We start from the raw sequence: 24848 nt of genomic DNA on the forward strand, positions 1-24848 counted from the left end.
CAGTCCTTTTTGGGACGGGGAGACTTACTTGTCGTGAAGGACGGTGCCGAGGAAGTCGGTGTCGAAGGGCACAGCTTCGGCAAAGGCGTAGTCGCCGTCGCTGGCGATGAGCAGATAATTCTCCTCACCGCCGAACTCTGCATCGCCACATGGGACCACCCAGGCGTGGGCGAACACCTCGAGCGCCGTGGCGGCGCAATCGCGCAGGAACGTTACGTCGCTCCCCTCGTTTGCGCTCACGATATTGGCAACGTAGATACCCCCGGGGTTCAGGCTGCCTCGCACCAAACGCAACGCCTCAACCGTCGCCAGCTCGCGTACGGGCTCGACACCGCCAAAGCAATCGCTCACGACCACGTCGTAGCGACGATGGCCCACGCTCGTCACACCCAAATACGAGCGAGCCTCAGCGGTAATCACCCGCAAGCGGTCGCCCACCGCACGCTCCAGCTCGTCCAGGTAGAACCAGCGGCGCGCTAGGCGCGTAATCTCTCCGTCATACTCGATAACGTCCATGCACAAGTCCTCGTGCGACATCAGCGCGAACTTGGGATAGGCAAACCCGCCGCCGCCCAGCATAAGCATGCGGTCGATACCGTGACCGTAAGCGTCGCGCATCGCATCCTCGGCCTCAAACACGTCGTCAAACGAACGATAGTACCTAAAGACGGGCTCCGCCCAACGCTCGCCAACGTAGCTTGCACTTTGGTAGACGCCGCCTTGTACCAATACGCGGACTTCGTCGCCGCCCTCGTCGTGCACGCGCTTCACACGCGCCAACCCATTGCGGGTTCGCGCAACCTGCAGACAGGCAGCACGAACAGCGACGGCGGCCGCACCAAGCGCCGCGGCTCCCAGAGCAACGCCGGCAACGACGCCGGCAGAAACACTCGGCTTGTTCATCTAGAGCTCCTTTTGCAGATAAAGGCCATAGTTATAAAATCCAAGATGGCGATAGTACTCGCGCGTACCAATCGCGCTGATCACGTTGATGCGCGCATAGCCCGCGTCCCGAGCAATATGGCACGCACGCTCCACCAGCGACCGTCCCAATCCATGGTGCTGGGCTGCCTGGCCTTGATCCCCCACGCGCGCCGCCATGCCATACACGTGTACCTCGCGAATCATCGCCTCGTCCGGCATCGTCGGCAACTCGTCCGCATGTGCGGCAACAAAAGCGCGAACGGGCAGCGACAGACGCAAAAAGCCGGCGATCTTGCCTTCGGGCGTCACCCACTGCAAAAAGCGTTCACGCGTCACCGGCGTCTCGTAAGCGACCTCATCAAGAGACAGTTCATCCAGGTCGGCACCCGCGGTACTGATCTCGCGATAGCGAATCTCGCGCACCGTCGCACCGTCACCCCGAGCAGCCAGGCGGTTCTCAACGAGCTGACGCAGGTTGGGCTTCTTGTTGCCCACCATGATGTCGTCGGAGCTAAAGTCGCGGATCATGCGGCTGATGCGGCAGAACGCCGGCGTCACCACGATGTCGTCGGCCAGCACATCGAGCAGTTCTTCCTCGGTATAGGGGCGCCACTCGCCGCGCTCATAGCGGCCCACCAGACGCGAGCCCTCGATGAGCGCGCACGGGTAGACCTTGACCTCGTCGGGCATAAAGGCCCCCTCGGTCATAAAGCGCTCGTAGTCGCGCTTGTCCCCCTCGGGCGTGGCGCCCAGCAAGTTGAGCATAAAATGCGCGTGGATCTTAAAGCCAAACAGACGCGCAAGCGAAAACGCCCGCTCGATCTGAGCCACCGAAATGCGACGCTCGTTGATATCGAGCAAATGCTGGTTGAGGCTCTGGATGCCCATCTGAATCTTGGTGCAACCCAGGCGGCGGATAAGCGTGAGCGCCTGGGGCGTCACGGCATCGGGGCGCGTCTCGATAACGAGCCCCACCACGCGATGCTTCGCCGTCTCGTTGATGCGCTGCTGACGCTCAAGCTCCTCCATCGTTGCCGTCTGCCACTCAGTGACCTCGCCCCACGGCGTACCGGGACCGTACAGACGACGCACCGCACGGTTATAGCCGCCCACGGCAGCATCCACACGCCCCTGCTCGTCGGCAACGCCGGCAGCAAGCTCGACCTCGTCTGTCGCAATGCCGGCGGCCCGATAGCGCTCACGGCGCTCTGCTACCACAGGCGGCAGGGCATCGGCGGGAGCGTCATCGAGCAGACGCCCCGCCTCGGCACGGCTGGTGCCCGGACGCGCCAACATGGGGTTGGCCGCCACGCCGGCGACGGCATCGTCATTGAGCGCGCGGAAAAGCTCCGACATAAACCATGTCTGATAGCCTTCCGGATAGTCGCTCCAGGTACCACCGAGCACGATGAGCTCTATCTTGTCGGTCGCATGCCCCATTTGCGAAAGCGCGGTCAGGCGAGCGCTCACCTGCAAATACGGATCGAAGCAGTTTTGCTCCGCACGGGCGCACGCCGGCTCGGCGTGCAGGTAGCTTTTGGGCATGCGCAGATCGTTGGGGCAAAACAGGCAATCGCCCGAGCATGGCCAGGGCTTGGTGATGACGGTAATGGTCGCCACGCCCGAAGCCGTGCGACGAGGCTTCATGCGCAGGACCTGCAGCAGTTGACGTTCCAGTTCGGAATCGACATTCCACGCAGCCCACCGAGCCGGCTCCTCACGTTTAACCCGCTGGTAAAACGGCAGCAGACGGCGCTTGGCCAAATCGCGTTTGTCGGCACCCTCACGGCGCGCCTCGGCATGTATCAGTTTGACGAGCGCCTTGTCGTCCACGGTCTCGCCGCGACGCAGGGCCTCAAGTATGTTCAAGATAATCTGTTCCATGCCCCCATTGTAAAGGCAAAGGCGCCGGAGCCGACCTCGGCTTCGGCGCCTTCATCAAACAGCGCGTCTATATCTTCGCCTAGGCTTTTGTCTGCCTCACTACTCCGAATCAAACGACATGTCGCCCGAATCGACTTCAAAACTATACACAGCAGACTTATCCCCGTTATCGAATTCAAGATTCAAAATGGTATCGCCGTCGTACCCAAGCGGAAGGAAATCGCTCTCGAAGTCGCCACTGCCCAAGGTGAGGCTCGCCTTAAAGCCCGTAGAGTTCGGAACCGTCATCTCCACATCGCCCGAGCCCACGCTCACGTCCATCGACTTCGCGGGGGCCTGGTAAAGCTCGAACGTCACATCGCCCGAACCGACCTCGGCGCTGAGCGCATCAGTCACGCTGCCCGTAAACTCTACATCTCCCGCACCCAGGAAAAGGTCGAAACCATCACAGGTGACACCGGCAATCTGCAGATCACCCGAGCCCACGTGCGCGTTGACTCCCTTCAGATGTTCGGCAACACGGCGCGGCAGCTCGACCGTAACTGAGCGATCGATTGCCTTACCGTCATCACTTCCAAACTGGGAAACCTTGAGCGTCGAGTCCTCGACAGATGCGATGTTTTGCGTCGCAGCCTTGGAGGCATCCATACCCTTGGCAACGCGCCCCCGCTCGATAACGCGAGCCTTGTTGCCATCAACAACCTTGACGTCCACCGAAGCCGCGGCGATATCGAAATCGAGGTAGCGAAATTGATCGGCATCAAAGGTCGCACTCGAAAGCTGCTGAGGCTGAGCGGAATATTTACCGCCATCGTTCATAAAATCGTCGTCGTCAACCACATCGTCCATACCGGACAAGCCGGATACAACATCGTCGAGATCCCACGGGCCATCAAAATGAATCAAAGTCCGCGAAACGCCAAAAACAAGCCCAACGATGAGCACAAACGCTCCGATGCCGACGCCCAAGCGTACCTTGGATTCATGCGAAAGCTTCATCATTCACCACCCTCTTTGGCAATCGGCTCAGCGGTAGTCGCGGTAGCCACGTCAGTATCAACCGGAGCGGAAACATTCTGAGCCCTAGCGACCGCCGATGCCGGACCAACCTGAATATCCCCGCGCGCCCAATCACCATCGAGCGCACGCGCTACCCAGTGATAGATGGGAATCGTAAAGAAGATCAGCGCGGCAAAGGGGCCGGCACCAAACAGGAACATCAGCAAAAAGAACAGTAGCCAGCACACGGCCCAATACGGGAACGACTGGAACGGGCCCTTCACCGGAGTCGAGCCAACTGCGCCGCCACTCGTCGCCTGCGCCGTAGCGGCATTGGCGGCCTGTGCACTCCAGCTTGCCGCTTGCGCCGCCTTGGCGGCGGCGTCACTCGCCTGTGTTGCCGCCTCGGTAGCTCGTGCCGCCGCCTCATGGGTGCGTGCGCGCTCTGCCGCCTCGGCCTCGCGCTGACGAGCGCGGTCCTCGTTCTCAAACTCGATATCGTCCTCGATCTCGTCGCTCGGATTGAGCAGCTCGTCCAGGCTCACACCATAGAGTTTGGCGAGCGAGATCAGGTTCTCGGTATCGGGCGAGCTCTCCGCGCGCTCCCATTTACTGACCGCCTGGCGCGACAGTCCCAGCTTTCGTGCCAGCCCTTCTTGACTAAAGCCTTTGCTGCGGCGAAGGTCGGCGAGCCGCTGCGCAGTTTCTACATTCATGGTTCCTCCTATGTGATGCCAGCCGTACCGCCGGACCGCTTTTGTTCTTAAGGCGCCTTGCACAGTTAAAAATCTATCCGCCACCGCCAAAAGCATGCCACCTATTCTAGTGAGATTTTTGACAACCGGCGGTTGCGGGCGCATATGAGCTGCGGAAATGTGTCCAAACAAAGCAATGACCCGTAGCTTGGTTGTCCCCGTTGCGGCGTTAACGGTAGTATGGTCGTACTGTTTATTCCGCACCGCCAACGGAGGGAGTTCCGCGCCGTGAACCGCGATTTCGCCTCATCGCTCATCCAGCTCAACAACACGTTCTATCGCGAGCACTCCGCTTCCTTTTCCGATACGCGCCAGGCCCCGTGGCCCGGCTGGGTACGCACCATGGATATCGCGCTCGAACAGCTCGACGTCGCCACGATCGAGCATCCCGTCCGCGTCTTCGATCTTGCCTGTGGCAATATGCGATTCGAGAACTTTGCCGCCGGCGGCGCACTTGCCGCCAAGGGCGTCGATGGCGCAAACCCCTCGGCAGATGCCAGCTGCCCGTTTGAGTTCTATGGTGTCGACTCGTGCCAAGACCTGGCCATCGATGCACATGGCCACGCGCTGCGCATTCCCAACCTGCACTTCCAGGAACTCGACGTGCTCGACGCCCTTATGAAGCTCAACCCCGCCGAGACGCCCGACGTGCTTTTCGACGCCCCGCTCGCCGACATCTCGGTCTGCTTTGGCTTTATGCACCATGTGCCGTCGTGCGAGTACCGTGTACGCGTGCTCGACGCTCTGGTGCGCCAGACGCGCCCGGGCGGCATCATCGCCATCAGCTTTTGGGAGTTTATGAACGACGAGCGCATGGCGCGCAAGGCTGTTCGCGCCGAAGCCCGCGCCGAGCTCACCCCGCCGTTTGAGGGTTACGATTCCGCCCAGTTTGAAGCCGGCGACCACCTCATTGGCTGGCAAAACGACCGCCACGCCTACCGCTATTGCCATCACTTTGACGATCAGCAGATCACCGACCTGGTGCGCGGCGTCCGTACGTTCTACAAGAGCGGCGAGGTCCCCGTGCGTGAGCTTGAGCGCTTCCATGCCGACGGTCGTAGCGGCGAGCTCAACCGCTATGTGATTCTCAAGCGCCTGTAGGCATCGACGACTCGCCGCCGAGCCGCACCGCATCTTCCGGGCAAACTATGCCCGCCCTTTTTCAATCCATTGACGGAACGTGCAGCTATGCGTTCCATACTTATGACCAAGGAGCCTCATGGGAGCCGTCCACGTTCGCACGCCTAAGAACTTTGTGCTCGAGGAGCGCCTGGAACGCTACGCCGATGCGATTGAGACAAACCCCGAGGCTTATGCCGGAGATTGGCGCAAGGCCTGTGCGCCCGCAGGCAGCAAGCCCTTCGAGCACCTTCACCTGGATCTTGGCTGTGGCAAGGGAACGTACCTTGTAGAGCGCGCGGGCCACGAGCCAAACACCCTCTTTATCGGCATGGACCAGGAGCCCATCTGCATTGCCTATGCCGCGCAGAAAATCTGCGAGCAGGAGCTATCCAACGCACTCGTCCTGCCCCGAGGCGCCGCATCGCTGCCACAGCTATTTGCCGCAGGCGAGCTCGATGCCATCACCATCAACTTTCCCACGCCGCAGCCCAAGGCCAAGTACGCCAAAAAACGACTCGTCCATGTCGACCATTTGATGCTCTACCGCCCGCTCTTTGCAGCCAACGCCACCGTCACGCTGCGCACCGACAGCAAACCATTGCGCGATTACGCCCTGGGACAGTTTGCCGCGGCCGGCTACGACACGCTTTGGGTAAGTGACGACGTACGCCGCGACCATCCCGAGCATCCCGAGACCGAGTACGAGCGCCGCACGCGCGAGATGGGTGCCGCCGTCTATGGCATTCGCGCCACACCTGGAGCGCAGCCCAGCGATGAACAGCTCGCGGCGGGCCGCGCGCAGGAGCAAAGCCTTGCCTGCTACCTGCCCGAAAACCTCGATGCGCTCACCTATGTACCTCTGGGCATGGAAGAGGCCGTCGAGAACTTTAGAAACCGCGCCCGCAAAGGCAAGAAGCGCCTGCCGCAGGAGTCCTAGGGGCTTCTGATGGTCGCGGCGTCGGCAAACAAGTGAAAATAGGCGTCAGCGAACGACCCTCAAACCTAAGTGAGTAGACTTTTTTGCAATAGCCAAGCACAACCCGCATAACGAAAACTAAAACCGCAGGTAGAGCTCTTGCGCAAAAGCCATGTGCTCGCGATATTGCAAAAAGTCTACTCACTTAGCTGGCAACTGCACCAAACGGCCGGGCAGAACGCCCATTTCCTGCATTTTCTCGCGCGCTGGCACCCCGCGCCGCCGCTACGCCATAATAGTTGGCGGACAATCGCGAGAGAAAGCAACCACATGGCACAGACCACGACAGATACCGCCGCCAGCACCGTCTCCGGCGCCGGCGCCGCCAGCTCATTCTCGGGCGGCACGGGAACCGAAGCCGAGTTTGGCTCGCTCGGCGCGCTCTCCCCCACCTGGTGGGAGCCCGAGGACGGCAGCGAGCCCGAACCGTGGCTCACGCCCGACCAAGCCTTCGAACGCTTCTTTGAATGGACGAGCGATCGCGGCATTGAGCTGTGGGATCACCAAGAAGAGGCCCTCATGGACCTGGCTGCCGGCGACCACGTCATTTTGGGAACACCGACCGGATCGGGTAAATCGCTCGTCGCGCTGGGCATGCTCTTTATGGGCATGGCGCAGGGCAAGCGCTGTTATTACACGGCTCCTATCAAGGCTCTGGTCAGCGAAAAGTTCTTCGATCTGGTACAGGTGCTCGGCCGCGATAACGTCGGCATGATCACCGGCGATACGCACATCAACACCAAGGCGCCCGTCATCTGCTGCACGGCCGAAATCCTTGCCAACGATGCGCTGCGCGAGGGCGAGGACGCCGACGTGGGCTGCGTGGCCATGGACGAGTTCCATTACTTTGCCGACCCCGACCGCGGCTGGGCTTGGCAGGTGCCGCTGCTCACCCTGCCCCATACGCAGTTTATGCTCATGAGCGCCACACTTGGCGATGTCACTGCCATCGCCGCCTCTCTCGAAGAGCACACCGGCGCTGCTTGCGACTTGGTTGTCGACGCCCCGCGTCCTGTTCCGCTGAGCTACGACTATGTGACGACCTCCCTCGAGGGCACGGTCGAGCTCGCCATGCGCCGCGGCGAGGCCCCGCTCTATATCGTGCACTTTAGCCAGGATGCCGCCCTTGCGACGGCGCAGTCGCTCGCCAATTTTGGCATCGCCAGCAAGGAGCAGCGCGAGGCCATTAAGGAAGCGGCAAAGGGAACGAGCTTCTCGACGGCCTTTGGCAAGATTCTCAAACGCCTGCTTGGATGCGGCGTCGGCGTGCACCATGCTGGCATGTTGCCGCGCTATCGCCTCCTGGTCGAACGCTTGGCGCAGCAGGGCCTGCTGCCCGTCATCTGCGGCACCGATACGCTCGGCGTCGGCATCAACGTACCCATCCACACCGTGGTGCTCACCGCGCTCACCAAGTTCGACGGCTACAAGATGCGTCGCCTGCGCGCCCGCGAGTTCCATCAGATTGCCGGTCGCGCCGGCCGCTCGGGCTTCGATACCGAGGGCATGGTAATCGCCGAGGCCCCGGAGCACGAGATCGAGAACGCCAAGCTCATGGCCAAGGCGGGCGACGACCCCAAAAAACTCCGTAAGATTAAAAAGAAAAAGGCCCCCGAGGGTTTTGTCACCTGGAACAAGCAGACCTTTGAGCGTCTGATTGAGACGCAGCCCGAGACGCTCAAGCCGCGCCTGCGCATCACGCACTCCATGGTGATTAGCGTGGTCGAGCAGGGCGGCGATGCCCGAGCCCGCGTACACGACCTCATCGAGACGAGCCTGCAGACTTCCGAGGAAAAGGCTAAGCTCGAGGTTCGCGCCGACGAAATCTTCGCCACGCTCATCGATTCCGGCGTCGTCGTTCGCACCGAGGTGCCGCCCGCGCCTGACGCCCCGACTGACGCCGCACCAGACATCGACTATGCGCTGACGGTCGACCTGCCCGAAGACTTTGCGCTCGACCAGCCGCTCTCGCCATTTTTGCTTGCCGCGTTGGAGCTGCTCGACCCCGAGAGTGAGACCTATACCATGGATCTGATCTCGATGGTCGAGGCTACGCTCGAGGACCCCAAGCAGGTATTGCGCGCACAGGAGCGCGCCGCGCGCGACCACGCGATGGCCGAAATGAAGGCTGACGGCATCGAGTATGAGGAGCGCTTGGAGCGCATTCAAGACGTCACGTACGAAAAGCCGCTCGAGGATTTGCTCGACGCCGCCTTTGACAAGTACTGCCAGGAAGTGCCCTGGGCAAACGACTACCAGCTCTCTCCCAAGAGCGTCCTGCGCGATATGCTGGAAAGCGCGAGCGATTTTAAGGGCTATATCCAAAAGCTCGGAATCGCCCGCTCCGAGGGCATTCTGCTGCGCTACCTGGCAGAGGCTTACCGTTCACTTGACCGCACCGTACCCATCGAGAAGCGCGACGAGCGTCTGCGCGACATTATCTCGTGGCTGGGCTTTGTGGTGCGCTCGGTGGACTCGAGCCTGGTGGACGAGTGGGAGAACGCCGGCAACCCGGCAGCCCTCGATGCTGCGCCGCCGCAGGGCATCGACGAGGTCGTGGCGGACCGTCGCGGCTGCACGCTGTTGGTGCGCAACGCGCTCTTCCGCCGCGTGACCCTTGCCGCCCGCGAGCACGTTCGCGACCTGGGCGAGCTCGACGACAACTGGGGCATGAGCGAGATCCGCTGGCAAAAAGCACTCGACGCTTACCACGAGCAGCACGAGGAAATCCTCACCGACGGAAATGCCCGCAGCGCCGCGATGTTTTCCATCGATGAGTCCGACGAGAAGACCGCGCACGTATGGCACGTGCACCAGATCTTTGCCGACGAGGATGGCGACCACGATTTTGGCATCATGGGCGATGTCGATCTGGACGCCACGCAAGACGGCGGCGAGGTCATCTTCAAAAACTACCGCGTCGGCTTTATCGAGGACCTGCTCGAGGACTAGCCGTACATACTGGAACGAAATGAAGTGGGGCCGCTGGTAACATCGCCAGCGGCCCCACTTTTGCACTATATGCTATGCCTTACTCGGCATCCTCGACCTCATATGAATCCGCCTCGGCGGGCTCATCGTTTGTCTCCGTCGCAGCCCCGCGCGCCTCGTCAAACGCCACCTTCATGGTCTTGTTACCCCAGGTGAGCTTGCGAATGGTAAGATCGTCGGCTTTCTTGTTGGCTAGGCGCAGATTGTTCTCGGAGGACAGCAACGCCTCCTTGGTTTTCTGCAGATGGCTAATCGTCTTGTCGATCTCATCGATCGCCGTTTGAAACTTGCGGCTCGCGATCTCGTAGTTGCGGCCGAAATCGTTCTTGAACTTCTCCATCTTGGCTTCGAAGTTCGTAACGTCGATATTCTGCTGTTTATACTCCGCTAGCTCCTGTTTATAGCGCAGCGAACCCATGGCGGCGTTGCGAAGAAGTGTAATCATGGGAATGAAAAACTGCGGGCGAATCACGTACATCTTCTCGTAGCGATAGCTCACGTCGACTATCCCTGCGTTATAGAGCTCGCTCTCGGGCTCGAGCAGTGTGCAGAGCACCGCGTACTCACAGCCTTTCTGGCGACGATCGTGATCGAGTTTCTTAAAGAAGTCCTCGTTTTTATGCTTGGTCGCGGTCTCGTCGTTCTCGTTTTTCATCTCGAACATAATCGAGATGACCTCGTTACCGCTCGCGTCGCACTCGCGGAAGATAAAATCGCCCTTGGTGCCCTCGGATGCATCGTTATCTTTCTCGAAATATGCATTGGGAAACGCCGTCATGCGCAGGCGATTGAACTCGGTCTCGCAGTGCTGCTCGAGCGACTCGCCCACCATCTTGGTGGACAGGCGGACCTTCATGTCCTTAAGACGCTCAATCTCTTCGTCCTTGTAGCGAATCAGGTCATCGCTCGCGCGCTTGGCCTGCGCAAGCTCGAGCTCGTGTGCCGCCTTGGCCTGCTCCTCGCGAGAATCGCGCACCGCCAGCTCGCTCGTCAGTTTGGCACGCGCCTCATCGCGCTCTCGTTCCGCCGCCGCGACTGCCTCCGACAAGTTCATTTTTGCCATCAGCTCCTGCTCGCGCAGCTGGGCACGCAGACCCTCGGCCTCTTGCTCAGATTGTGCCTTTGCGGCGGAAAACTTCTCTTGTACCGTCGCGCGGTAGTCAGCAAGCACGCGCTCGGCCTCGCTGCGAGCGGCATCGAGCTCACGCTGCGACTCTGCCGCGGCAGCGGCAAGCGCCATCTCCTGGGCCTTGTCAGCCGCTGCAAGCCTGGCCTGCAGCTTGGCAATCTGAGCATCACGTGCAGCTAAGTCGTTTTGAGCAGCGTTGCGCGCCGCCGACTCGGCAAGCTTGGCTTCGTCATCTTTGCGTCCCAGCTGCGCACGCAAATTGTCGATCTCGCGCTGAAGCTCGGCATTCTCCTTCTGAGCATCGGCACGGGCCTCAACCGCCGCACGCTGACTTGCGCTCTCGCGCTCTGCGACAGCGCCCTCGAGCTTGGCGCGCAACTCGGCAAGCTCGGCATCGCGCTTGGCGACCTCTTGTGCCAGCTGCTGAGCCGCAGCGTTCTTCTGCTCAACGAGCTGAGCGTTGCGCTGAGACTCTGCCTTTTGCAAGGCGACCGTCGAACGCGAGCGTTCAAGCTCCAGCGCCTGCTCGCCCTCGCGCTGGACTGCCCTCACACGCTCATCCAGATCGCGCGAAAACTCGGCATCGCGTACTTGCTTGACGATATCCGCATAGCCGGACGCATCGACCTTAAAGACTTCGCCGCAATGCGGGCACCTGATCTCATTCATGGCAGCTCCTCGATGGACGCAAATTTCAACCGACTATACTCTACCGCGCCGCGCGGACAAAAAAGGCGCCGCCGCCATAATGGCAACGGCGCCAGAACCACCACAAAGGTGCCTGTCCCCTTTGTGGTGGTTCGAGAATTACAGTCCAAAATAGCCGAGGATTTGATCACGACTTACGGGCTTGTAGTCATTGGCGTCGAGGCCCACATCGTAGCGGTAAATGGGGCGCTCGCGATCGCGGTTGCGTGCGTTGGTGCGGTCACCCCTGCTGTGGATATGCCCATGCAGCATAATGGCGCCACGTGCCTTGCCGTTCCAGCTGAGCATGGGGTAGTGGCTCATCACCAGACGATGACCCTTGGCATAGCCGGGAGCAATCTCCAGGTAATCGCGCACGTCTTCCCAAATTTGCGGGGCGTCGGGATCTTCCCAGTCGCCGTCATGGTTACCGCGGATGAGCGTCGCATTCTTGCATTCGATACGCTCGCGCAGGCGCACCGCCTCCGCCATGGGCAAGCGATACGTAAAGTCTCCCAGGATATAGAGGCGGTCGTCCGCAGCCACGCACTCATTGATGGCATCGATGACCTTGCGGTTCATCTCCTCGACCGAATCAAACGGTCGATCCATGTCGTGCAAGATATTCGTATCGCCCAGGTGCAGGTCGGCGGTAAACCACATCATCGTCTATGCCCTCATTTCGCAATGCATCCAACTCGTGCTAAGTATACAGACACAGCGATGCGGCGGTTAGCCAAAGAGCCCGCCGAACAGTCCGCGGCGGCACTCGTCCTTTTTATTCGAACCTTTGCCCTGGGCGTTCTTATCCTTTTGCTTTTTGCGATCCTGCTCCAGCTCATCGTCATCGAGTAGCATATCCCACTCAAACGGATCATCCGTCAAATCGAACAGGTCATCGTCGTCAAGCATGGCAGCCTCCCTTACCGATTAGCGGGCATCCACCACATAGAGGCCAACGCGCACCTGGTGCCACGGGCTGCGCTCGGGGGCAACCTGTTGCACGCGGGCCTCAAACACGTCCTCGTGGCCGTAATACATCATCAAGGACAGTGGACCGACCTCGTTTCCCGGAACGTAGCCAAGTTTGGTCTTGCCATAGTAGATCGCAACTGCCTCGGGGTCATGGGGATTATCGCGCTCGGCACACAGTGTCAGTTTATCGCCCGCTTTAAGATCGCCTAGGACCAAAGCGCCGTCGGCATATTGAAATCCTGCGATATGAAACGACAGAAGAACACGCGAAGGCTCGTACATAGCAGCTCCTCTAACGGCCGGATAAACCGGTGTGTAACCTTATTGAGAAGTCTACGGTCCCGTGCGGACACAAATACATCCTGTCTGCGTCCTTCAATCGTTTGCCTCAACGCTTGCGCGACAGAACGCTTGCAGATAAGATAGGAACACGGATGGCACCCGTTGCCGCGGGTCTTGCCAACTCCGATACACGTTTTCATCGTGAGAAGTGGCCGTCTTCGCTTACGCGGGGGCGGCTATTTCATTCGGCCGATAAACAGACCGAGTTCGATAGCCGCAATCAACAACGCCAATAACGAAATAACATCGCTTACGTTCATACCAAATCCCTTCTAAAGGGAGTTGGCCCATCCGTGCTCCATAACAGTAGTCTAACGCAAAATGCAGGTAATAGGAACACTTGTTCGTATTACCTGCGCCCTTTTCTAATGCACAAACATGCGCACGAACTTGTGCTTCCAGCTTGCGTAGGGCGCATACCGAAACGGCACGTCCAGCCAAGTTGCCTTGTTCACGATACTCTTCTTGTGGCTAAACGTATCGAAGCTCTCGCGTCCATGGTACTGCCCCATACCGCTCGCGCCCATGCCGCCAAAGCCCATATGGCTCGTAGCCAAGTGCATGATTGTGTCGTTGACACAGCCACCGCCAAAGGGCACGTAACGCACGAAGCGCTGCTGAACTGCGCGGTCCTGACTAAAGATATACAGGGCCAGCGGCGTCGGACGATCCGTAATAAACGCTTCGGCCTCGTCTAGGCTCTCAAACGTCAGCACCGGCAAGATGGGACCGAAGATCTCCTCCTGCATCACGGCGTCATCGGGGGTCACGCCGTCTAGGATCGTCGGCTCAATCTTGAGCGACGACTCGCGCGCCGTGCCTCCCAGCACGACCTTATCGGGATCGATCAGCCCGCGCACGCGCGCAAAATGCTTAGCATTGACGATATGCCCGTAATCCTCGTTATCGAGCGGATGCTCGCCAAACATACGGCGGACCTCTTCCTTGATGAGGCCCAGCAGCTCGTCGTGCACGCGCGTATCGACCAGCAGGTAGTCGGGCGCCACGCAGGTCTGCCCTACGTTGAGCCATTTGCCAAAGGCGATACGCCGTGCCGCGACCTTCAAGTTTGCCGTCGCATCCACGATGCAGGGGCTCTTGCCGCCCAGCTCAAGCGTCACGGGCGTGAGGTTTTTACTCGCGCGCTCCATGACGAGCTTGCCGACCGGAACGCTACCGGTAAAGAAGATCTTGTCCCAGCACTCATCGAGCAACGCTTCGTTCTCGGCGCGCCCGCCCTCGACAACCGTCACCAGGCGCGGATCAAATGCCTCTTCACAGATTTGCTTGAGCACCGCGCTCGATGCCGGAGCATAGGCACTCGGCTTGATGACCACGGTATTGCCCGCGGCAAGGGCGCCGGCGAGCGGCTCGAGTGTTAGCAAAAACGGGTAGTTCCACGGAGCCATGATGAGCGTGACGCCATAGGGCACGGCTTGCGTTTTGCACGCGCTCACGGCGTTGGCAAGGTCACACGGACGCAGGCGCGGACGACTCCATCGAGCCACGTGAGCGATCTGATGACGAATCTCGGAAAGCGACGTGCCGATCTCGCACATATATGCCTCGTCATGCGACTTTCCCAAATCGGTCTTGAGTGCATGGGCAATATCGGCCTCGTGCGCCCGTACCGCATCGCGTAAACTCACGAGCGCGCGACGTCGGGCATCAACATCAAACGTAGCGTGCGTTTTAAAGTAAGTGCGCTGATCGCCGACGATGCGCGCAATTTCCTCGGTGTTCATGGCACCCTCCTAGTTCTCGTCCTCAAACATACCACCCGCGACGACCTCGTACATACGCTCGAGCTCCAAGCGGTCCATCAAAAGCGGAACGGGGTACAGCGGATTGGCCTCGGCATCGGCATGCGCCGCCATCTCGGGAATGTCGGAGCGGCGAATGCCCGAGACATATTTGGGGATTCCCAGGATCTCGTTCATGCGGTCGACCCAATCGATAAAGGCCTCGGCCGCAAGACTATCCTGCGCGGTAGCCGGCGCAATGCCCGCCATGCGAGCAAGATCGGCAAGCTTGGGGGCGGCGGCGTCACCATAAGCGCGAAGCATGTGCGGCAGGATGATCGCGTTGGCCAAACCGTGCGGAATTCCGTATCGGCCGCCCAGACTGTGCGCGATGGCATGCACATATCCGACATAGGAGCGGGTAAACGCAACGCCCGCCTTATACGCCGCCGAAAGCATATTGCGACGAGCGCGCATGTCGTCACCATGCTCATAGGCCTCGAGCAAATTGTCGTGGATAAGCTGCACCGCCTGTCGCGCCATCTTGCGCGTATAGGGCGTGGTGCTTCGCCCGATAAAGGCCTCAACGGCATGCGTCAGGGCGTCCATGCCCGTCTGCCCCGTAATGGAAGCGGGCAAGCCGCACGTAAACTCGGGGTCGTGGACTGCAAAACGCGGGATGAGCACAAAGTCGTTAATGGGGTATTTGTAGTGCGTCCCGTCATCGGTAATTACCGCCGCAAGCGTGACTTCGCTTCCCGTACCGGCGGTAGTGGGAACGGCGATGAGCAGCGGCAGGCGACGATGAATCCGCAGCAGGCCACGCATCTTGTTGATGGGCTTGTTTGGCTGCGCAATGCGTGCGCCCACGCCCTTGGCACAGTCCATGGCCGAGCCACCGCCAAAGCCGATAATGGCCTGGCAGGCGCTCTCTCGATACAGGGACGCCGCTTCTTCCACGTTTGAAACCGTGGGGTTTGCACGCGTTTCGGCATAGACCGTAACGCCAATCCCCCTGCATGCGAGCGCCGTCTCGAGCGGTGCCGTGAGCCCCAGACGGGCAATGCCGGGATCCGTCACGATAAGGACCTTCTGGATCGAGCGCTTTTGAAGCACCGCGGGCACATCCTCGGCATGCTCTAAAATGCGCGGCTCGGTATAGGGCAGGATCGGCAATGCAATGCGAAAAACCGTCTGATATGTTCGGCACCAGGCACGACGGGCTAGATGCATAAAGGAAACTCCTTCATTTGTTGATAGGTCAACATTTGCTCGCCCGATTGTACTCAGCAAAGATCGCAGACGGCCTCCCAATCGTTAATCAATCAACATCTTCATATCTCGAAATTGTTTTATTAAAAATCATTCCTAATAGGCTTCACATTTGGTTGCATTTATGGATAATAGAACTCGTCAAGACGCACGTCCGGAGAGGGCCCTTACGGGACCGGACGAGCGCGCAATCGCCATCGATCGAAAGGATCGAATCATGAAGTTTGTTTGCCCCGTTTGCGGTTATGTGGAAGAGTTCGACGGCGACCAGCTGCCCGAGGATTTTAAGTGCCCCCAGTGCGGCGTTCCCGGTTCTCGTTTCCTGAAGCAGGAGGAGGGCCAGCTCGAGTGGGCCGCCGAGCACGTCGTGGGCGTCGCCAAGATGGAGGGTGTCTCTGAGGACATCGTTGCCGACCTGCGCGCCAACTTTGAGGGCGAGTGCTCTGAGGTCGGTATGTACCTGGCCATGGCTCGCGTCGCTCATCGCGAGGGCTATCCCGAGATCGGCCTGTACTGGGAAAAGGCTGCCCACGAGGAGGCCGAGCATGCCGCCAAGTTCGCCGAGCTCCTGGGCGAGGTCGTGACCGACTCCACCAAGAAGAACCTCGAGATGCGCGTTGAGGCCGAGAACGGCGCCACCGCCGGCAAGACCGATCTTGCCAAGCGTGCCAAGGCCGCCGGCCTCGATGCCATCCACGACACCGTGCACGAGATGGCTCGCGACGAGGCCCGCCACGGCAAGGCTTTCGCCGGCCTGCTCAAGCGCTACTTTGGCTAAGCCAACCGCCTGAGACATAACCTCAAGCTCGATGAGGCCCGGACCGTATTGGTTCGGGCCTTTTTCGTGCCTCACGAACTTGTTAACGCCCTGAAATAGGACCGCCTTCGGCATCGGCTTCTCGTCAAAAACTAAGTGAGTAGACTTTTTGGAACTTGCCGAGCACACCACCCATATTGCTTTATAAAGCCGCAGGTAAATGACTTGTTGCAAAACGGCCTGGTCGCCAAAGTGCCAAAAGTCTACTCACTTAGAACCGCAGCCGTCCACGATTGAGCCGTTTTGTGTCTAACGGGCATCTTCCCGTCGATTACTCCCAATTTTGTCCAGTCAACGAATAGTTCAGACCGGAGTAATGTCTCAGCCCTTTGCTCATCTGAGCTTTTATCACGATATTCAGCATCGAGCATCCTGCATATGGCCTTAACGATCGCGCGGAATCTATCCTCATCGGATATCTGTCTGTGTGTCAGGAGAAGTACATCGTAGCCCATGGCCTGAAGGGCCGTCATGCGGTCAGCGTCACGCAAGCCATCCCCCGCGCGTCCGTGCGAGGCCTTTCCCTGACATTCAATGGCCACCTGTCGCCTGCCGTCCGGCGAAGAAAGAAGTAGGTCGATATATACACGGGACTTTTCCACAATCGCTCGAGCACTTGTGTTTAGCATCACTTCAACATTAAGCTCTATGCCGCAAAAACCTTCGCCTCCCAGGGCTCGCGGCAGTCCAAGCAACAAATACGCCTCGACCTCAAAAGGCGACGCGGCACCCAATGGAACGAGTTGCGATACCGCCATAAATCTATTGCCGCAACGCATCCCGCAAACATCTGAACAAAAACGGTCAAGGTCTCCGCCCAAAACCAAAGCGTCTCGACGCCATAAATTTGAGGCGATGCCGTCCTCGGACGGGCAGCGCACCCAACCGAACGTTGTCGAAATCGCGCCCGAATCAATTGCACGCGAAAGCTCCGCCTCAAGTGCCGCCGGCAGGGCACACACCGCAAACAAGCCACACATCTCCGCCAATACCAAAAGAAGCTGAAGATCCGTCAGATGCCGCGACATGATGAATGTCGTCAGTAGAGGAGATGTAACCAAAAACCCATGCTCCGTTTCCAGCACGGATTCCCTGGGGAGCTCACCAAGAAACAGCCGCTGCCTAATGCTGGCAGGACAAGTCCGTTTGTTTCTCGTCCGAACCAATGTATACAACGGAAAACCGAGCGCGACCGCAGCCGTCGGGTTGCGGGCGAGATCATATCGCTGCCGGTCTTCTTCCGGTCGTGGAAGCGGCGGACACAAAGCGCGGACTTGAGGAGGCAAACGCCAGTACCTAAAAGCCGATATGTCACAAAGTAGATCCTTCATAGGCACAGGAAAACACGAATTTCAACCCAGTCAGTCACGCATTGGCGCGAACGCACCAAAAATGGCGCCGAACGGACTGCAAAGTTTTCAACAGCCCTCCCCAACTGGCCAAAAGCTTGCCAAGAGCTGGACGAAGCCCTGTTGAAAACCCCATTTTTTTCTCATGCAGGAGCTTTGCGCGGCAAGTGAGTAGACTTTTTTGAACATCCCGAGCAGGCCGGTCATCCTGCTTTTCAAAACCGCAGGTAGATAGCTTGTTACAAAACTTCCTGGTCGCCAAAGTGCTAAAAGTCTACTCACTTAGGTTGCAGAGTGCCCCCCATTAGCTGCAATTCCAAGGTAGTTAGCACTTTTGGACTCAGATCGTCATACTGGACAAGAATTTGAGTTGAGTTTTCAGGGACAGATGCGCCATCGGCACACCAATAACAGTCACTGATATCGACAAAAGGGATGCTCGAGCGCGCGAGAGCCTGCGCAAAAGAGCTTCCGCCCGTTCCACGCTCCGCAACCACGGTACAGTAAAGGCCCGCATCTGCCTGCTCGATCGAGACCTCCCCTGCCGGAAACGCTTTCCGCACAAGCGCCATCAGGCCATCACGCGCCTCACGAGCACGAACGCGCACGCGGTTCACATGCCGCTCGTAATCACCCGATTCCAGCAAACGAGCCAAAGCGACCTGGTCGACAGAACTCACCGACGAGGCATAGAAACCAAGGTTGCACCTAAACCGCTCCATCAGCTCATCGGGCAGCACCATGTACGCTAGACGCAACGCCGATGAAAGGCTCTTCGAAAACGTGTTGGTGTAGATAACCGACTGGGCGGCATCAATCGACGCGAGCGCGGGAATCGGCTTCCCGGCAAGGCGAAACTCACAATCAAAGTCATCTTCGATGAGATACCGACCTGGTCGCTCAGCGGCCCAGCTCAGAAGCGCATAGCGACGCGCAATGCTCGTCACAAGACCGGTCGGATACTGATGGGACGGCATCAGGTGAAGGACATCGGTCCCGCTTTTCTGCAGAGTGCTCAAGTCCACGCCCTCATCATCCAACGGGATATGTCGAACTTTGCAGCCCATAGCCTGATAGATACGCGTCAGACGCAAATAGCCCGGATCCTCAACCGCATACACCTTGTCCGCGCCAAGCAACTGAACCAACATGGTATCGAGCAGCTGGGCGCCCGCACCGATAACGATGTTGTTGGGGTCGACATTCATACCCCTTGTCCCGTGCAGATGGTGAGCAATTGCGCGTCGCAGCCGAGCAGTGCCCTGCGCCGGTGCGGGCGAAAAGATTTCGCGCTCGTCTTCGGATGCCAGCGTCGCCCGTAGCGCGCTTTGCCAAAGCCGCGCCGCCTCCAAAGCAGAAGGAGAAAGCGCATCGAATCGCTCGACCTGTCCGTTGACATCATGCACGCTGGGGCCCACAGAGACGGCATCTCGGTCGATGCCCTCCGCAGCCGAAGCCAAAACCGGTGCATCCGGAAGCTCGCAAGCGTAGTAGCCACGACGTGGTATTGAGCAAATATAGCCCTCAGCGAGTAACTGGCTATATGCATTCTCGATGGTAATAACACTGATTCCCAGATGACTGGCAAAGGCGCGCTTAGACGGCAAATGCTCCCCCGCCACAATGCGTCCAGCTACGATATCATCTCGAATTTGCTGGTAAACATACTCATAGAGCGATGCTTCGCCGCGTTTTTCCAAATTGTAGTCAAGCATGAGCCTATCACCTGACCTTATTAAGTCATTCAATCTGGTATTAGTCTGACCTTGTAATTATCTCGAAAACTGAGTATTTTGTCATACCCAGCTCCCCGATAGGATGTTCCGTCAAGCAATGCACATGCCAACCAAGGGAGCAACCATGGCAGAACAGAACAGCAAGGCCGACCGCGTCAAACTCAATCGCGAGCTCGCGCAGATGCTCAAGGGCGGCGTCATCATGGACGTTACCACGCCCGAGCAGGCACGCATCGCCGAGGAGGCAGGCGCCTGCGCCGTCATGGCCCTCGAGCGCATCCCGGCCGACATCCGTGCCGCAGGCGGCGTCTCGCGCATGAGCGACCCCAAGATGATCAAGGGCATCCAGGAGGCCGTCTCCATCCCCGTCATGGCCAAGTGCCGCATCGGTCACATCGTCGAGGCGCAGGTCCTGCAGGCCATCGAGATCGACTACATCGATGAGTCCGAGGTTCTCTCCCCTGCCGATGACGTCTATCACATCGACAAGACCCAGTTTGACGTGCCGTTTGTCTGCGGCGCCCGTGATCTGGGCGAGGCGCTGCGCCGTGTTGCCGAAGGCGCCACGATGATTCGCACCAAGGGTGAGCCGGGTACGGGCGACGTCGTTCAGGCCGTGCGTCACATGCGCAAGATCCAAAAGCAGATCCGTGACGTTGTTGCCCTGCGCAACGACGAGCTCTTTGAGGCAGCCAAGCAACTGCAGGTTCCGGTCGAGCTGGTGCGCGAGGTCCATGCCACGGGTAAGCTTCCCGTCGTGAACTTTGCCGCCGGCGGCGTAGCGACCCCCGCCGACGCCGCGCTGATGATGCAGCTGGGCGCCGAAGGCGCGTTTGTCGGCTCGGGCATCTTTAAGAGCGGCGACCCCGCCAAGCGCGCAGCCGCCATCGTCAAGGCCGTGGCAAACTTCACCGATGCCAAGCTCATTGCCGAGCTTTCAGAGGACCTGGGCGAGGCCATGGTGGGCATCAACGCCGACGAGATCGAGATTATCATGGAAGAGCGCGGGCGCTAGTCCAGCAGAAAGGATCGCACATGAGCGATTATGCAGACCAAACGGTCGCCGTGCTGGCGGTCCAAGGCGCATTTGCCGAGCACGAGGCAAGACTATCCGAGCTGGGCGCGCGCTGTATTGAGCTGAGGCAGGCGGCTGATTTAAAGCAGGACTTTGACCGTCTGGTACTTCCCGGCGGCGAGTCTACCGTTCAAGGGAAGCTGCTAGATGAGTTGGGCATGCTCGAGGAGCTTCGCACCCGCATTGTTGAAGGCATGCCCGTCCTGGGCACCTGCGCCGGCCTGATTCTGCTGGCTCACGACCTTGCCGCCCATGACGATAAGGGCACGCCGCGCCTGGCAACCATGGATGTGCTCGTTGAGCGCAATGCCTACGGCAGGCAGCTCGGCAGTTTTCGAACCAAGGAGCAGGTAGCTGGCATCGACGGTGAAGTGCCGCTGACGTTTATCCGCGCGCCCCGCATCGTCGAGGTCCACGGCGACGCAAAGGCCTTAGCGAAAGTCGACGGCCGTATCGTCGCCGCGCGCCAGGGCAACCAGCTCGGCGTAACCTTCCACCCCGAACTCGACGAAGACACCCGCCTCCACGAACTGTTCCTACAAATGTAGGCAGAACAGAAACGAGAGTGGATAATCTCCCACTTTGAGCCTGAATGCGAGCCCAAACTGGGAGATTATCCACTCTCATGCTATGTAGTCGTTGGGGACGTTCTTAAATGACCAGTCAAACAAGAACGTCCCCAACGACTATCTTTTAGCAGGTCTGGATCATGGCAATGTCGATGTTTTGGCACCGACAGCGAGCGCCCGCCAGAGCGAACAAATTGGCATGAAAAGAGGACGGCATAGACCTTCTGGTCATGCCGTCCTCTTTGAATGACAAGTTGTCGCTCTGGTGGGCGCGCAGCGTCAACTAGTTACGCGGTTTGGTAAAACCGCGTAACCCAACTAGAAGCGGTTGCCGCGGAAGCCGCCGCCGTTGCGGCCGCCGCGATCGCCACCGCGACCGCCACGGTCGTTACCACGGTTGCCGCCGAAGCCGCCACGGTTGCCGCCGCGGTCACCATAACCACCACGGTTGCCACCAAAGCCGCCGCGACCGCCACGGTCGTTACCACGGTCACCAAAGCCGCCACGGCCGCCGCGACCGCCACCGCGACCGCCACGGTCGCCGCCACGGCCACCGCGGTCACCAAAGCCGCCACGGCCGCCTCGATCGCCACCGCGACCGCCACGGTCGTCACGGCCGCCGCGAGGACCGCGGTCCTCGTCCAGGCCCATGGCGACGAGCGGAGCGATAACCTTATCGAGAGCGGCCATCAGCTCGGTGGCCTCCTCGTAAGAAAGCTCGGGCAGGAGCTTCTCCTTCTTGTTGGCAAGCTCGACCAGGCCCTCAGCGGCGTCCTCGGCAGCGAAGACGACGATCTTGCGCATATCGCCCTCGGCGTCGTCAATGCGGCCGACCAGATCGGCAGCCTCGGCCTCGGCCATCAGGCCATCGAGCTCACGAAGGCGCATGCCCAGCAGGTCGGACATTTCCTTCTGCTCCATCTTGGGCTTGAGGTCAAGGAGCTTGATGGCGCGCTCGATGTTCGCCATGCGCTCGGCCTTGGCCTCCTCCTCCTTGGAAATAGCAAAGCGACGGCTACGCAGCAGGCGGGCGGCCTTCTGCATCTTGTCCATCAGCTCTTCGTCATCGTAATCAACGGCGGCCTCGACAACCTCGGCCTCCTCCTCGGCGGAAACCTCGTCAGCAGCCTCAACCTCGGCAGCTTCGGTCTCCACGGTCTCGACTGCCTCGACCTCGGCAGCCATGGTCTCGTTCTCGGTCTCGTTCATGATCTCTTCGTTCTCGGACATGAGACTCCTTCTTGGCCCTCTCGGGCATCATCGCCCCATTCGCGGGGCCCGTCGCGCACTCTTTGCGCTTTAAACATTCATGCCTCTCGGCAAAACGTCCACTAGTTTATGGTGTCGCCATCCAATCTAGCTGCAGAATCTATGTGCACACATTAATGCGACATGTGTGACTCACGACGAGCGTACACCAGCGACGCCACGAACCCGACCACGGCGATTACAGCCGCCATACGCACGGCAGTTGCAAATCCAATCGCCTGGGCAACGTCGGTCGCAGCGCCAGCGGCGCCGGCGGTCGCAGCAGAACTCGAGAGCAGACCGATAAACAGCGACGGGCCAAACGATGCGGCAATCATGTTCCACGTGTTGAGCAATACCGTTCCGTGAGGATGTTCAGCGGCGGGTAGCGTCTCCAAGCCGACCGTCTGCGAGGGGCTCAGCACCAAACCGACTCCGGCATACACCACAACGGTCAGTGCCACGACGACGCCGATGTTCATGCTTGCCGCCGTCATCGAGATGGCAGCCTGCCCCACGGCAATCAGGGCAAAGCCGAGCGGCAGTAGCGGCCATGCACCACGGGCGTCCATCACGCGTCCGCCCACAATCGAGGTCACGGCGTTGCAGGCAATCGCCGGCAAAATGAGCAGGCCCGCAACAAGTGCGGTCATGCCGTATGCGCCCTCAAAATAGAGCGGCAACAAAACGCTCATCGAGAACGTCGTCATCATCGACACCACCACAAGCAGGCACGCAGGCCAAAAACGAACGCTCGCCATGGGACGCACGTTAAGCACCGGATGCTCGAGCTTGAGCTGACGGGCCGCAAACAGGCCGAGCAGCACAATGGCGGCGATAAGCGTCACGATGCCGGCAATCAGATTGGTCGAGAACTCGCCTACGGAATACACAAATGCCGTAATGCCGGCGGCGAGCAAAACAACCGACAGAATATCAAGCGTGGTGTTCGAGCGCTCTCCGACATTCTGAACAAGCTTTACGCCCGCCGCAGCGACCACAATGCCGGCCACCAGCGGCACTACGAACACCGCCCTCCAGCCAAACAACGTGCACATAAGACCGCTGATCACAGGTCCAAACGCCGGCCCTAGCGTAATGCAGGCACCACCCAGGCTCAGATACAGACCGAGCTTCTCGCGCGGGGCGCAAGACAGCACCACGTTCATCATGAGCGGAAACAAGATGCCCGATCCCGCAGCCTGCAAAATACGACTTGGCAGCAAAACGCTAAACGACGGAGCGATCAGACACAGGACTTCGCCGGCGACCATACATCCGCATGCGAAAAACAGCAGCTTGCGCGTCGAGAAACGACCGGACAGGAAGGCCATGATGGCCGTAAAGATCGATGTCACGATCATGTAGCCCGAAACGAGCCACTGCGCCGTGGTGGCACTCACCGAAAAGGCCGCCATAATGTCGTGCAACGCCACGTTAATGATGTTCTCGTTAAACGCGGCGACAAAGGCTGCGATATACATTACGACGAGAAGCGCCGCAGTGGCCGATGGCGCTACTTGAACTTGTTGCTGAGATTTGCTCCCCATGCATTTCCTTCCTCTTGGAACGACAGTTGCATCGCCCCAGAGGAACAGTCCAGGGCGAAAAATGAGCCCTAGACTTACGCCAGACGCCGTACACGACGAGTCTGACAACATGGTCCAACGTCGAGAGATTGTAACGCGGACGCACAGCTTTCCTTCCGCGCTATTATTAAAAGTCCACGAAAGCATGAGACATGAGGAGCCCGCCATGATTAAGCCCATCATGAAATCCGAGTTCTTTTTGCGCCTGCCTTCCGAAGACGCGGGACCCGACGATGCCGCGACCGGGCAGGACCTCCTGGATACACTCCACGAGCATGAGCGCGAGTGCGTGGGCCTCGCCGCCAACATGATTGGCGTGCGCAAACGCATCATCTGCGTAAAGGACGGCAACAGGACACTCCTGATGTACAACCCTCAAATTCTTGAGCAGGTCAATGCCTATCAGACGAGCGAAGGATGTCTCTCGCTGATCGGCGAGCGTCCCTGTACCCGCTATCGCCGCATTAAGGTTGAGTATTTGGACGAGAACTTCGTCCACCGCATCAAAAACTTCTCGGGCTACACCGCCGAAATCATCCAGCACGAAATCGACCACTGCACTGGGATAGTGATCTAGTTCCGCCGATTCAAGAAAGCTCCCTGCAGCAAAACTGAACTGCCTCCCATTTCTTGGACATGAGAAATGGGAGGCTTTTTATGCGTGTCG

Annotated in this window: 21 protein-coding genes; 7 read left to right on the forward strand and 14 right to left on the reverse strand. The window is 59.3% G+C overall.

Annotation, left to right across the window (positions count from 1 at the left end; all coding sequences use genetic code 11):
• Window positions 1-24 precede the first annotated feature (24 nt).
• The 4 genes from JMJ97_RS04990 to JMJ97_RS05005 all read right to left on the reverse strand — a co-directional run bounded on the left by JMJ97_RS04990 (window position 25) and on the right by JMJ97_RS05005 (window position 4523).
• On the reverse strand, window positions 25-903 hold the full coding sequence (locus JMJ97_RS04990) for a spermidine synthase (protein ID WP_260699360.1): 879 nt from the start codon (window positions 901-903) through the stop codon (window positions 25-27).
• The gene (locus JMJ97_RS04995; RefSeq protein WP_260699361.1) at window positions 904-2808 is read right to left on the reverse strand and encodes an elongator complex protein 3; all 1905 of its coding nucleotides are present in this window, start codon (window positions 2806-2808) and stop codon (window positions 904-906) included.
• Window positions 2809-2907: 99 nt separating this feature from the next.
• Window positions 2908-3807 (reverse strand): DUF4097 domain-containing protein, encoded by a 900-nt coding sequence (locus JMJ97_RS05000; RefSeq protein ID WP_260699362.1) that lies wholly within the window; start codon window positions 3805-3807, stop codon window positions 2908-2910.
• Window positions 3807-4523 (reverse strand): helix-turn-helix domain-containing protein, encoded by a 717-nt coding sequence (locus JMJ97_RS05005; RefSeq protein ID WP_260699363.1) that lies wholly within the window; start codon window positions 4521-4523, stop codon window positions 3807-3809. The genes JMJ97_RS05000 and JMJ97_RS05005 overlap by 1 nt, the downstream gene beginning before the upstream one ends.
• Window positions 4524-4790: 267 nt before the next feature.
• Between JMJ97_RS05005 and JMJ97_RS05010 the strand changes: the two genes are divergently transcribed.
• The 3 genes from JMJ97_RS05010 to JMJ97_RS05020 all read left to right on the forward strand — a co-directional run bounded on the left by JMJ97_RS05010 (window position 4791) and on the right by JMJ97_RS05020 (window position 9612).
• Window positions 4791-5663: a class I SAM-dependent methyltransferase gene (locus JMJ97_RS05010; RefSeq protein WP_022094355.1), complete on the forward strand. Its 873-nt coding sequence runs from the start codon at window positions 4791-4793 to the stop codon at window positions 5661-5663.
• A 118-nt stretch (window positions 5664-5781) separates the two neighbouring features.
• On the forward strand, window positions 5782-6621 hold the full coding sequence (trmB, locus tag JMJ97_RS05015) for a tRNA (guanine(46)-N(7))-methyltransferase TrmB (RefSeq protein WP_260699364.1): 840 nt from the start codon (window positions 5782-5784) through the stop codon (window positions 6619-6621).
• A gap of 309 nt (window positions 6622-6930) precedes the next feature.
• A complete protein-coding gene (locus JMJ97_RS05020) occupies window positions 6931-9612 on the forward strand; it encodes a DEAD/DEAH box helicase (RefSeq protein ID WP_260699365.1) in 2682 nt (893 codons plus the stop codon).
• Between the two features lie 79 nt (window positions 9613-9691).
• Here the strand turns inward: JMJ97_RS05020 and JMJ97_RS05025 are convergent, their stop codons facing one another.
• The 6 genes from JMJ97_RS05025 to JMJ97_RS05050 all read right to left on the reverse strand — a co-directional run bounded on the left by JMJ97_RS05025 (window position 9692) and on the right by JMJ97_RS05050 (window position 15759).
• On the reverse strand, window positions 9692-11449 hold the full coding sequence (locus JMJ97_RS05025) for a DUF2130 domain-containing protein (RefSeq protein ID WP_260699366.1): 1758 nt from the start codon (window positions 11447-11449) through the stop codon (window positions 9692-9694).
• A gap of 138 nt (window positions 11450-11587) precedes the next feature.
• Window positions 11588-12133, reverse strand: a complete 546-nt coding sequence (locus JMJ97_RS05030; RefSeq protein ID WP_117769818.1) for a metallophosphoesterase — start codon at window positions 12131-12133, stop codon at window positions 11588-11590.
• Between the two features lie 66 nt (window positions 12134-12199).
• Window positions 12200-12379, reverse strand: a complete 180-nt coding sequence (locus JMJ97_RS05035) for a hypothetical protein (RefSeq protein WP_117769819.1) — start codon at window positions 12377-12379, stop codon at window positions 12200-12202.
• A gap of 18 nt (window positions 12380-12397) precedes the next feature.
• Window positions 12398-12724 carry an HIRAN domain-containing protein gene (locus JMJ97_RS05040; RefSeq protein WP_035137041.1) on the reverse strand — a complete coding sequence of 109 codons (327 nt, stop codon included), beginning with the start codon at window positions 12722-12724 and terminating at the stop codon, window positions 12398-12400.
• 425 nt (window positions 12725-13149) lie between these two features.
• Window positions 13150-14529, reverse strand: a complete 1380-nt coding sequence (locus tag JMJ97_RS05045) for an aldehyde dehydrogenase (protein ID WP_117769821.1) — start codon at window positions 14527-14529, stop codon at window positions 13150-13152.
• 9 nt (window positions 14530-14538) lie between these two features.
• Window positions 14539-15759, reverse strand: a complete 1221-nt coding sequence (locus JMJ97_RS05050; RefSeq protein WP_117769822.1) for an iron-containing alcohol dehydrogenase — start codon at window positions 15757-15759, stop codon at window positions 14539-14541.
• Window positions 15760-16015: 256 nt separating this feature from the next.
• Between JMJ97_RS05050 and JMJ97_RS05055 the strand changes: the two genes are divergently transcribed.
• Entirely contained in the window at window positions 16016-16576 is a 561-nt protein-coding gene (locus tag JMJ97_RS05055; RefSeq protein ID WP_022094328.1) for a ferritin family protein, read from the forward strand.
• A gap of 242 nt (window positions 16577-16818) precedes the next feature.
• Here JMJ97_RS05055 and JMJ97_RS05060 read toward each other — a convergent pair whose 3' ends face one another.
• A complete protein-coding gene (locus tag JMJ97_RS05060; protein WP_260699367.1) occupies window positions 16819-17700 on the reverse strand; it encodes a hypothetical protein in 882 nt (293 codons plus the stop codon).
• 542 nt (window positions 17701-18242) lie between these two features.
• Complete coding sequence (gene pdxR, locus JMJ97_RS05065) at window positions 18243-19679, reverse strand: MocR-like pyridoxine biosynthesis transcription factor PdxR (protein ID WP_260699368.1); 1437 nt, start codon at window positions 19677-19679, stop codon at window positions 18243-18245.
• Window positions 19680-19824: 145 nt separating this feature from the next.
• Here pdxR and pdxS point away from each other — a divergent pair, with 145 nt between their 5' ends.
• Together pdxS and pdxT are read left to right on the forward strand one after the other, a co-directional pair.
• Entirely contained in the window at window positions 19825-20715 is an 891-nt protein-coding gene (gene pdxS / locus JMJ97_RS05070; RefSeq protein ID WP_260699369.1) for a pyridoxal 5'-phosphate synthase lyase subunit PdxS, read from the forward strand.
• 20 nt (window positions 20716-20735) lie between these two features.
• The gene (gene pdxT / locus JMJ97_RS05075; protein ID WP_260699370.1) at window positions 20736-21323 is read left to right on the forward strand and encodes a pyridoxal 5'-phosphate synthase glutaminase subunit PdxT; all 588 of its coding nucleotides are present in this window, start codon (window positions 20736-20738) and stop codon (window positions 21321-21323) included.
• A gap of 339 nt (window positions 21324-21662) precedes the next feature.
• On the opposite strand, the gene JMJ97_RS05080 is transcribed toward pdxT, so the two are convergent.
• On the reverse strand, window positions 21663-22574 hold the full coding sequence (locus JMJ97_RS05080; protein WP_260699371.1) for a hypothetical protein: 912 nt from the start codon (window positions 22572-22574) through the stop codon (window positions 21663-21665).
• A 152-nt stretch (window positions 22575-22726) separates the two neighbouring features.
• The gene (locus JMJ97_RS05085) at window positions 22727-24076 is read right to left on the reverse strand and encodes an MFS transporter (RefSeq protein ID WP_260699372.1); all 1350 of its coding nucleotides are present in this window, start codon (window positions 24074-24076) and stop codon (window positions 22727-22729) included.
• Between the two features lie 271 nt (window positions 24077-24347).
• On the opposite strand from JMJ97_RS05085, the gene JMJ97_RS05090 reads away from it, so the two are divergent.
• Window positions 24348-24758, forward strand: a complete 411-nt coding sequence (locus JMJ97_RS05090; protein ID WP_260699373.1) for a peptide deformylase — start codon at window positions 24348-24350, stop codon at window positions 24756-24758.
• The last annotated feature ends 90 nt before the right edge of the window (window positions 24759-24848 follow it).

The sequence above is a fragment of the Collinsella aerofaciens genome (assembly GCF_025289055.1).
Lineage (GTDB): Bacteria > Actinomycetota > Coriobacteriia > Coriobacteriales > Coriobacteriaceae > Collinsella.

What these genes read in the sequence shown, in the direction of transcription:
- JMJ97_RS04990 (WP_260699360.1), bottom strand. Translation starts at nt 903, where the DNA reads ATGAACAAGCCGAGTGTTTCTGCCGGCGTCGTTGCCGGCGTTGCTCTG.
- JMJ97_RS04995 (WP_260699361.1), bottom strand. Translation starts at nt 2,808, where the DNA reads ATGGAACAGATTATCTTGAACATACTTGAGGCCCTGCGTCGCGGCGAG.
- JMJ97_RS05000 (WP_260699362.1), bottom strand. Translation starts at nt 3,807, where the DNA reads ATGAAGCTTTCGCATGAATCCAAGGTACGCTTGGGCGTCGGCATCGGA.
- JMJ97_RS05005 (WP_260699363.1), bottom strand. Translation starts at nt 4,523, where the DNA reads ATGAATGTAGAAACTGCGCAGCGGCTCGCCGACCTTCGCCGCAGCAAA.
- trmB (WP_260699364.1), top strand. Translation starts at nt 5,782, where the DNA reads ATGGGAGCCGTCCACGTTCGCACGCCTAAGAACTTTGTGCTCGAGGAG.
- JMJ97_RS05020 (WP_260699365.1), top strand. Translation starts at nt 6,931, where the DNA reads ATGGCACAGACCACGACAGATACCGCCGCCAGCACCGTCTCCGGCGCC.
- JMJ97_RS05025 (WP_260699366.1), bottom strand. Translation starts at nt 11,449, where the DNA reads ATGAATGAGATCAGGTGCCCGCATTGCGGCGAAGTCTTTAAGGTCGAT.
- JMJ97_RS05030 (WP_117769818.1), bottom strand. Translation starts at nt 12,133, where the DNA reads ATGATGTGGTTTACCGCCGACCTGCACCTGGGCGATACGAATATCTTG.
- JMJ97_RS05035 (WP_117769819.1), bottom strand. Translation starts at nt 12,379, where the DNA reads ATGCTTGACGACGATGACCTGTTCGATTTGACGGATGATCCGTTTGAG.
- JMJ97_RS05040 (WP_035137041.1), bottom strand. Translation starts at nt 12,724, where the DNA reads ATGTACGAGCCTTCGCGTGTTCTTCTGTCGTTTCATATCGCAGGATTT.
- JMJ97_RS05045 (WP_117769821.1), bottom strand. Translation starts at nt 14,529, where the DNA reads ATGAACACCGAGGAAATTGCGCGCATCGTCGGCGATCAGCGCACTTAC.
- JMJ97_RS05050 (WP_117769822.1), bottom strand. Translation starts at nt 15,759, where the DNA reads ATGCATCTAGCCCGTCGTGCCTGGTGCCGAACATATCAGACGGTTTTT.
- JMJ97_RS05055 (WP_022094328.1), top strand. Translation starts at nt 16,016, where the DNA reads ATGAAGTTTGTTTGCCCCGTTTGCGGTTATGTGGAAGAGTTCGACGGC.
- pdxR (WP_260699368.1), bottom strand. Translation starts at nt 19,679, where the DNA reads ATGCTTGACTACAATTTGGAAAAACGCGGCGAAGCATCGCTCTATGAG.
- pdxS (WP_260699369.1), top strand. Translation starts at nt 19,825, where the DNA reads ATGGCAGAACAGAACAGCAAGGCCGACCGCGTCAAACTCAATCGCGAG.
- pdxT (WP_260699370.1), top strand. Translation starts at nt 20,736, where the DNA reads ATGAGCGATTATGCAGACCAAACGGTCGCCGTGCTGGCGGTCCAAGGC.
- JMJ97_RS05080 (WP_260699371.1), bottom strand. Translation starts at nt 22,574, where the DNA reads ATGTCCGAGAACGAAGAGATCATGAACGAGACCGAGAACGAGACCATG.
- JMJ97_RS05085 (WP_260699372.1), bottom strand. Translation starts at nt 24,076, where the DNA reads ATGTATATCGCAGCCTTTGTCGCCGCGTTTAACGAGAACATCATTAAC.
- JMJ97_RS05090 (WP_260699373.1), top strand. Translation starts at nt 24,348, where the DNA reads ATGATTAAGCCCATCATGAAATCCGAGTTCTTTTTGCGCCTGCCTTCC.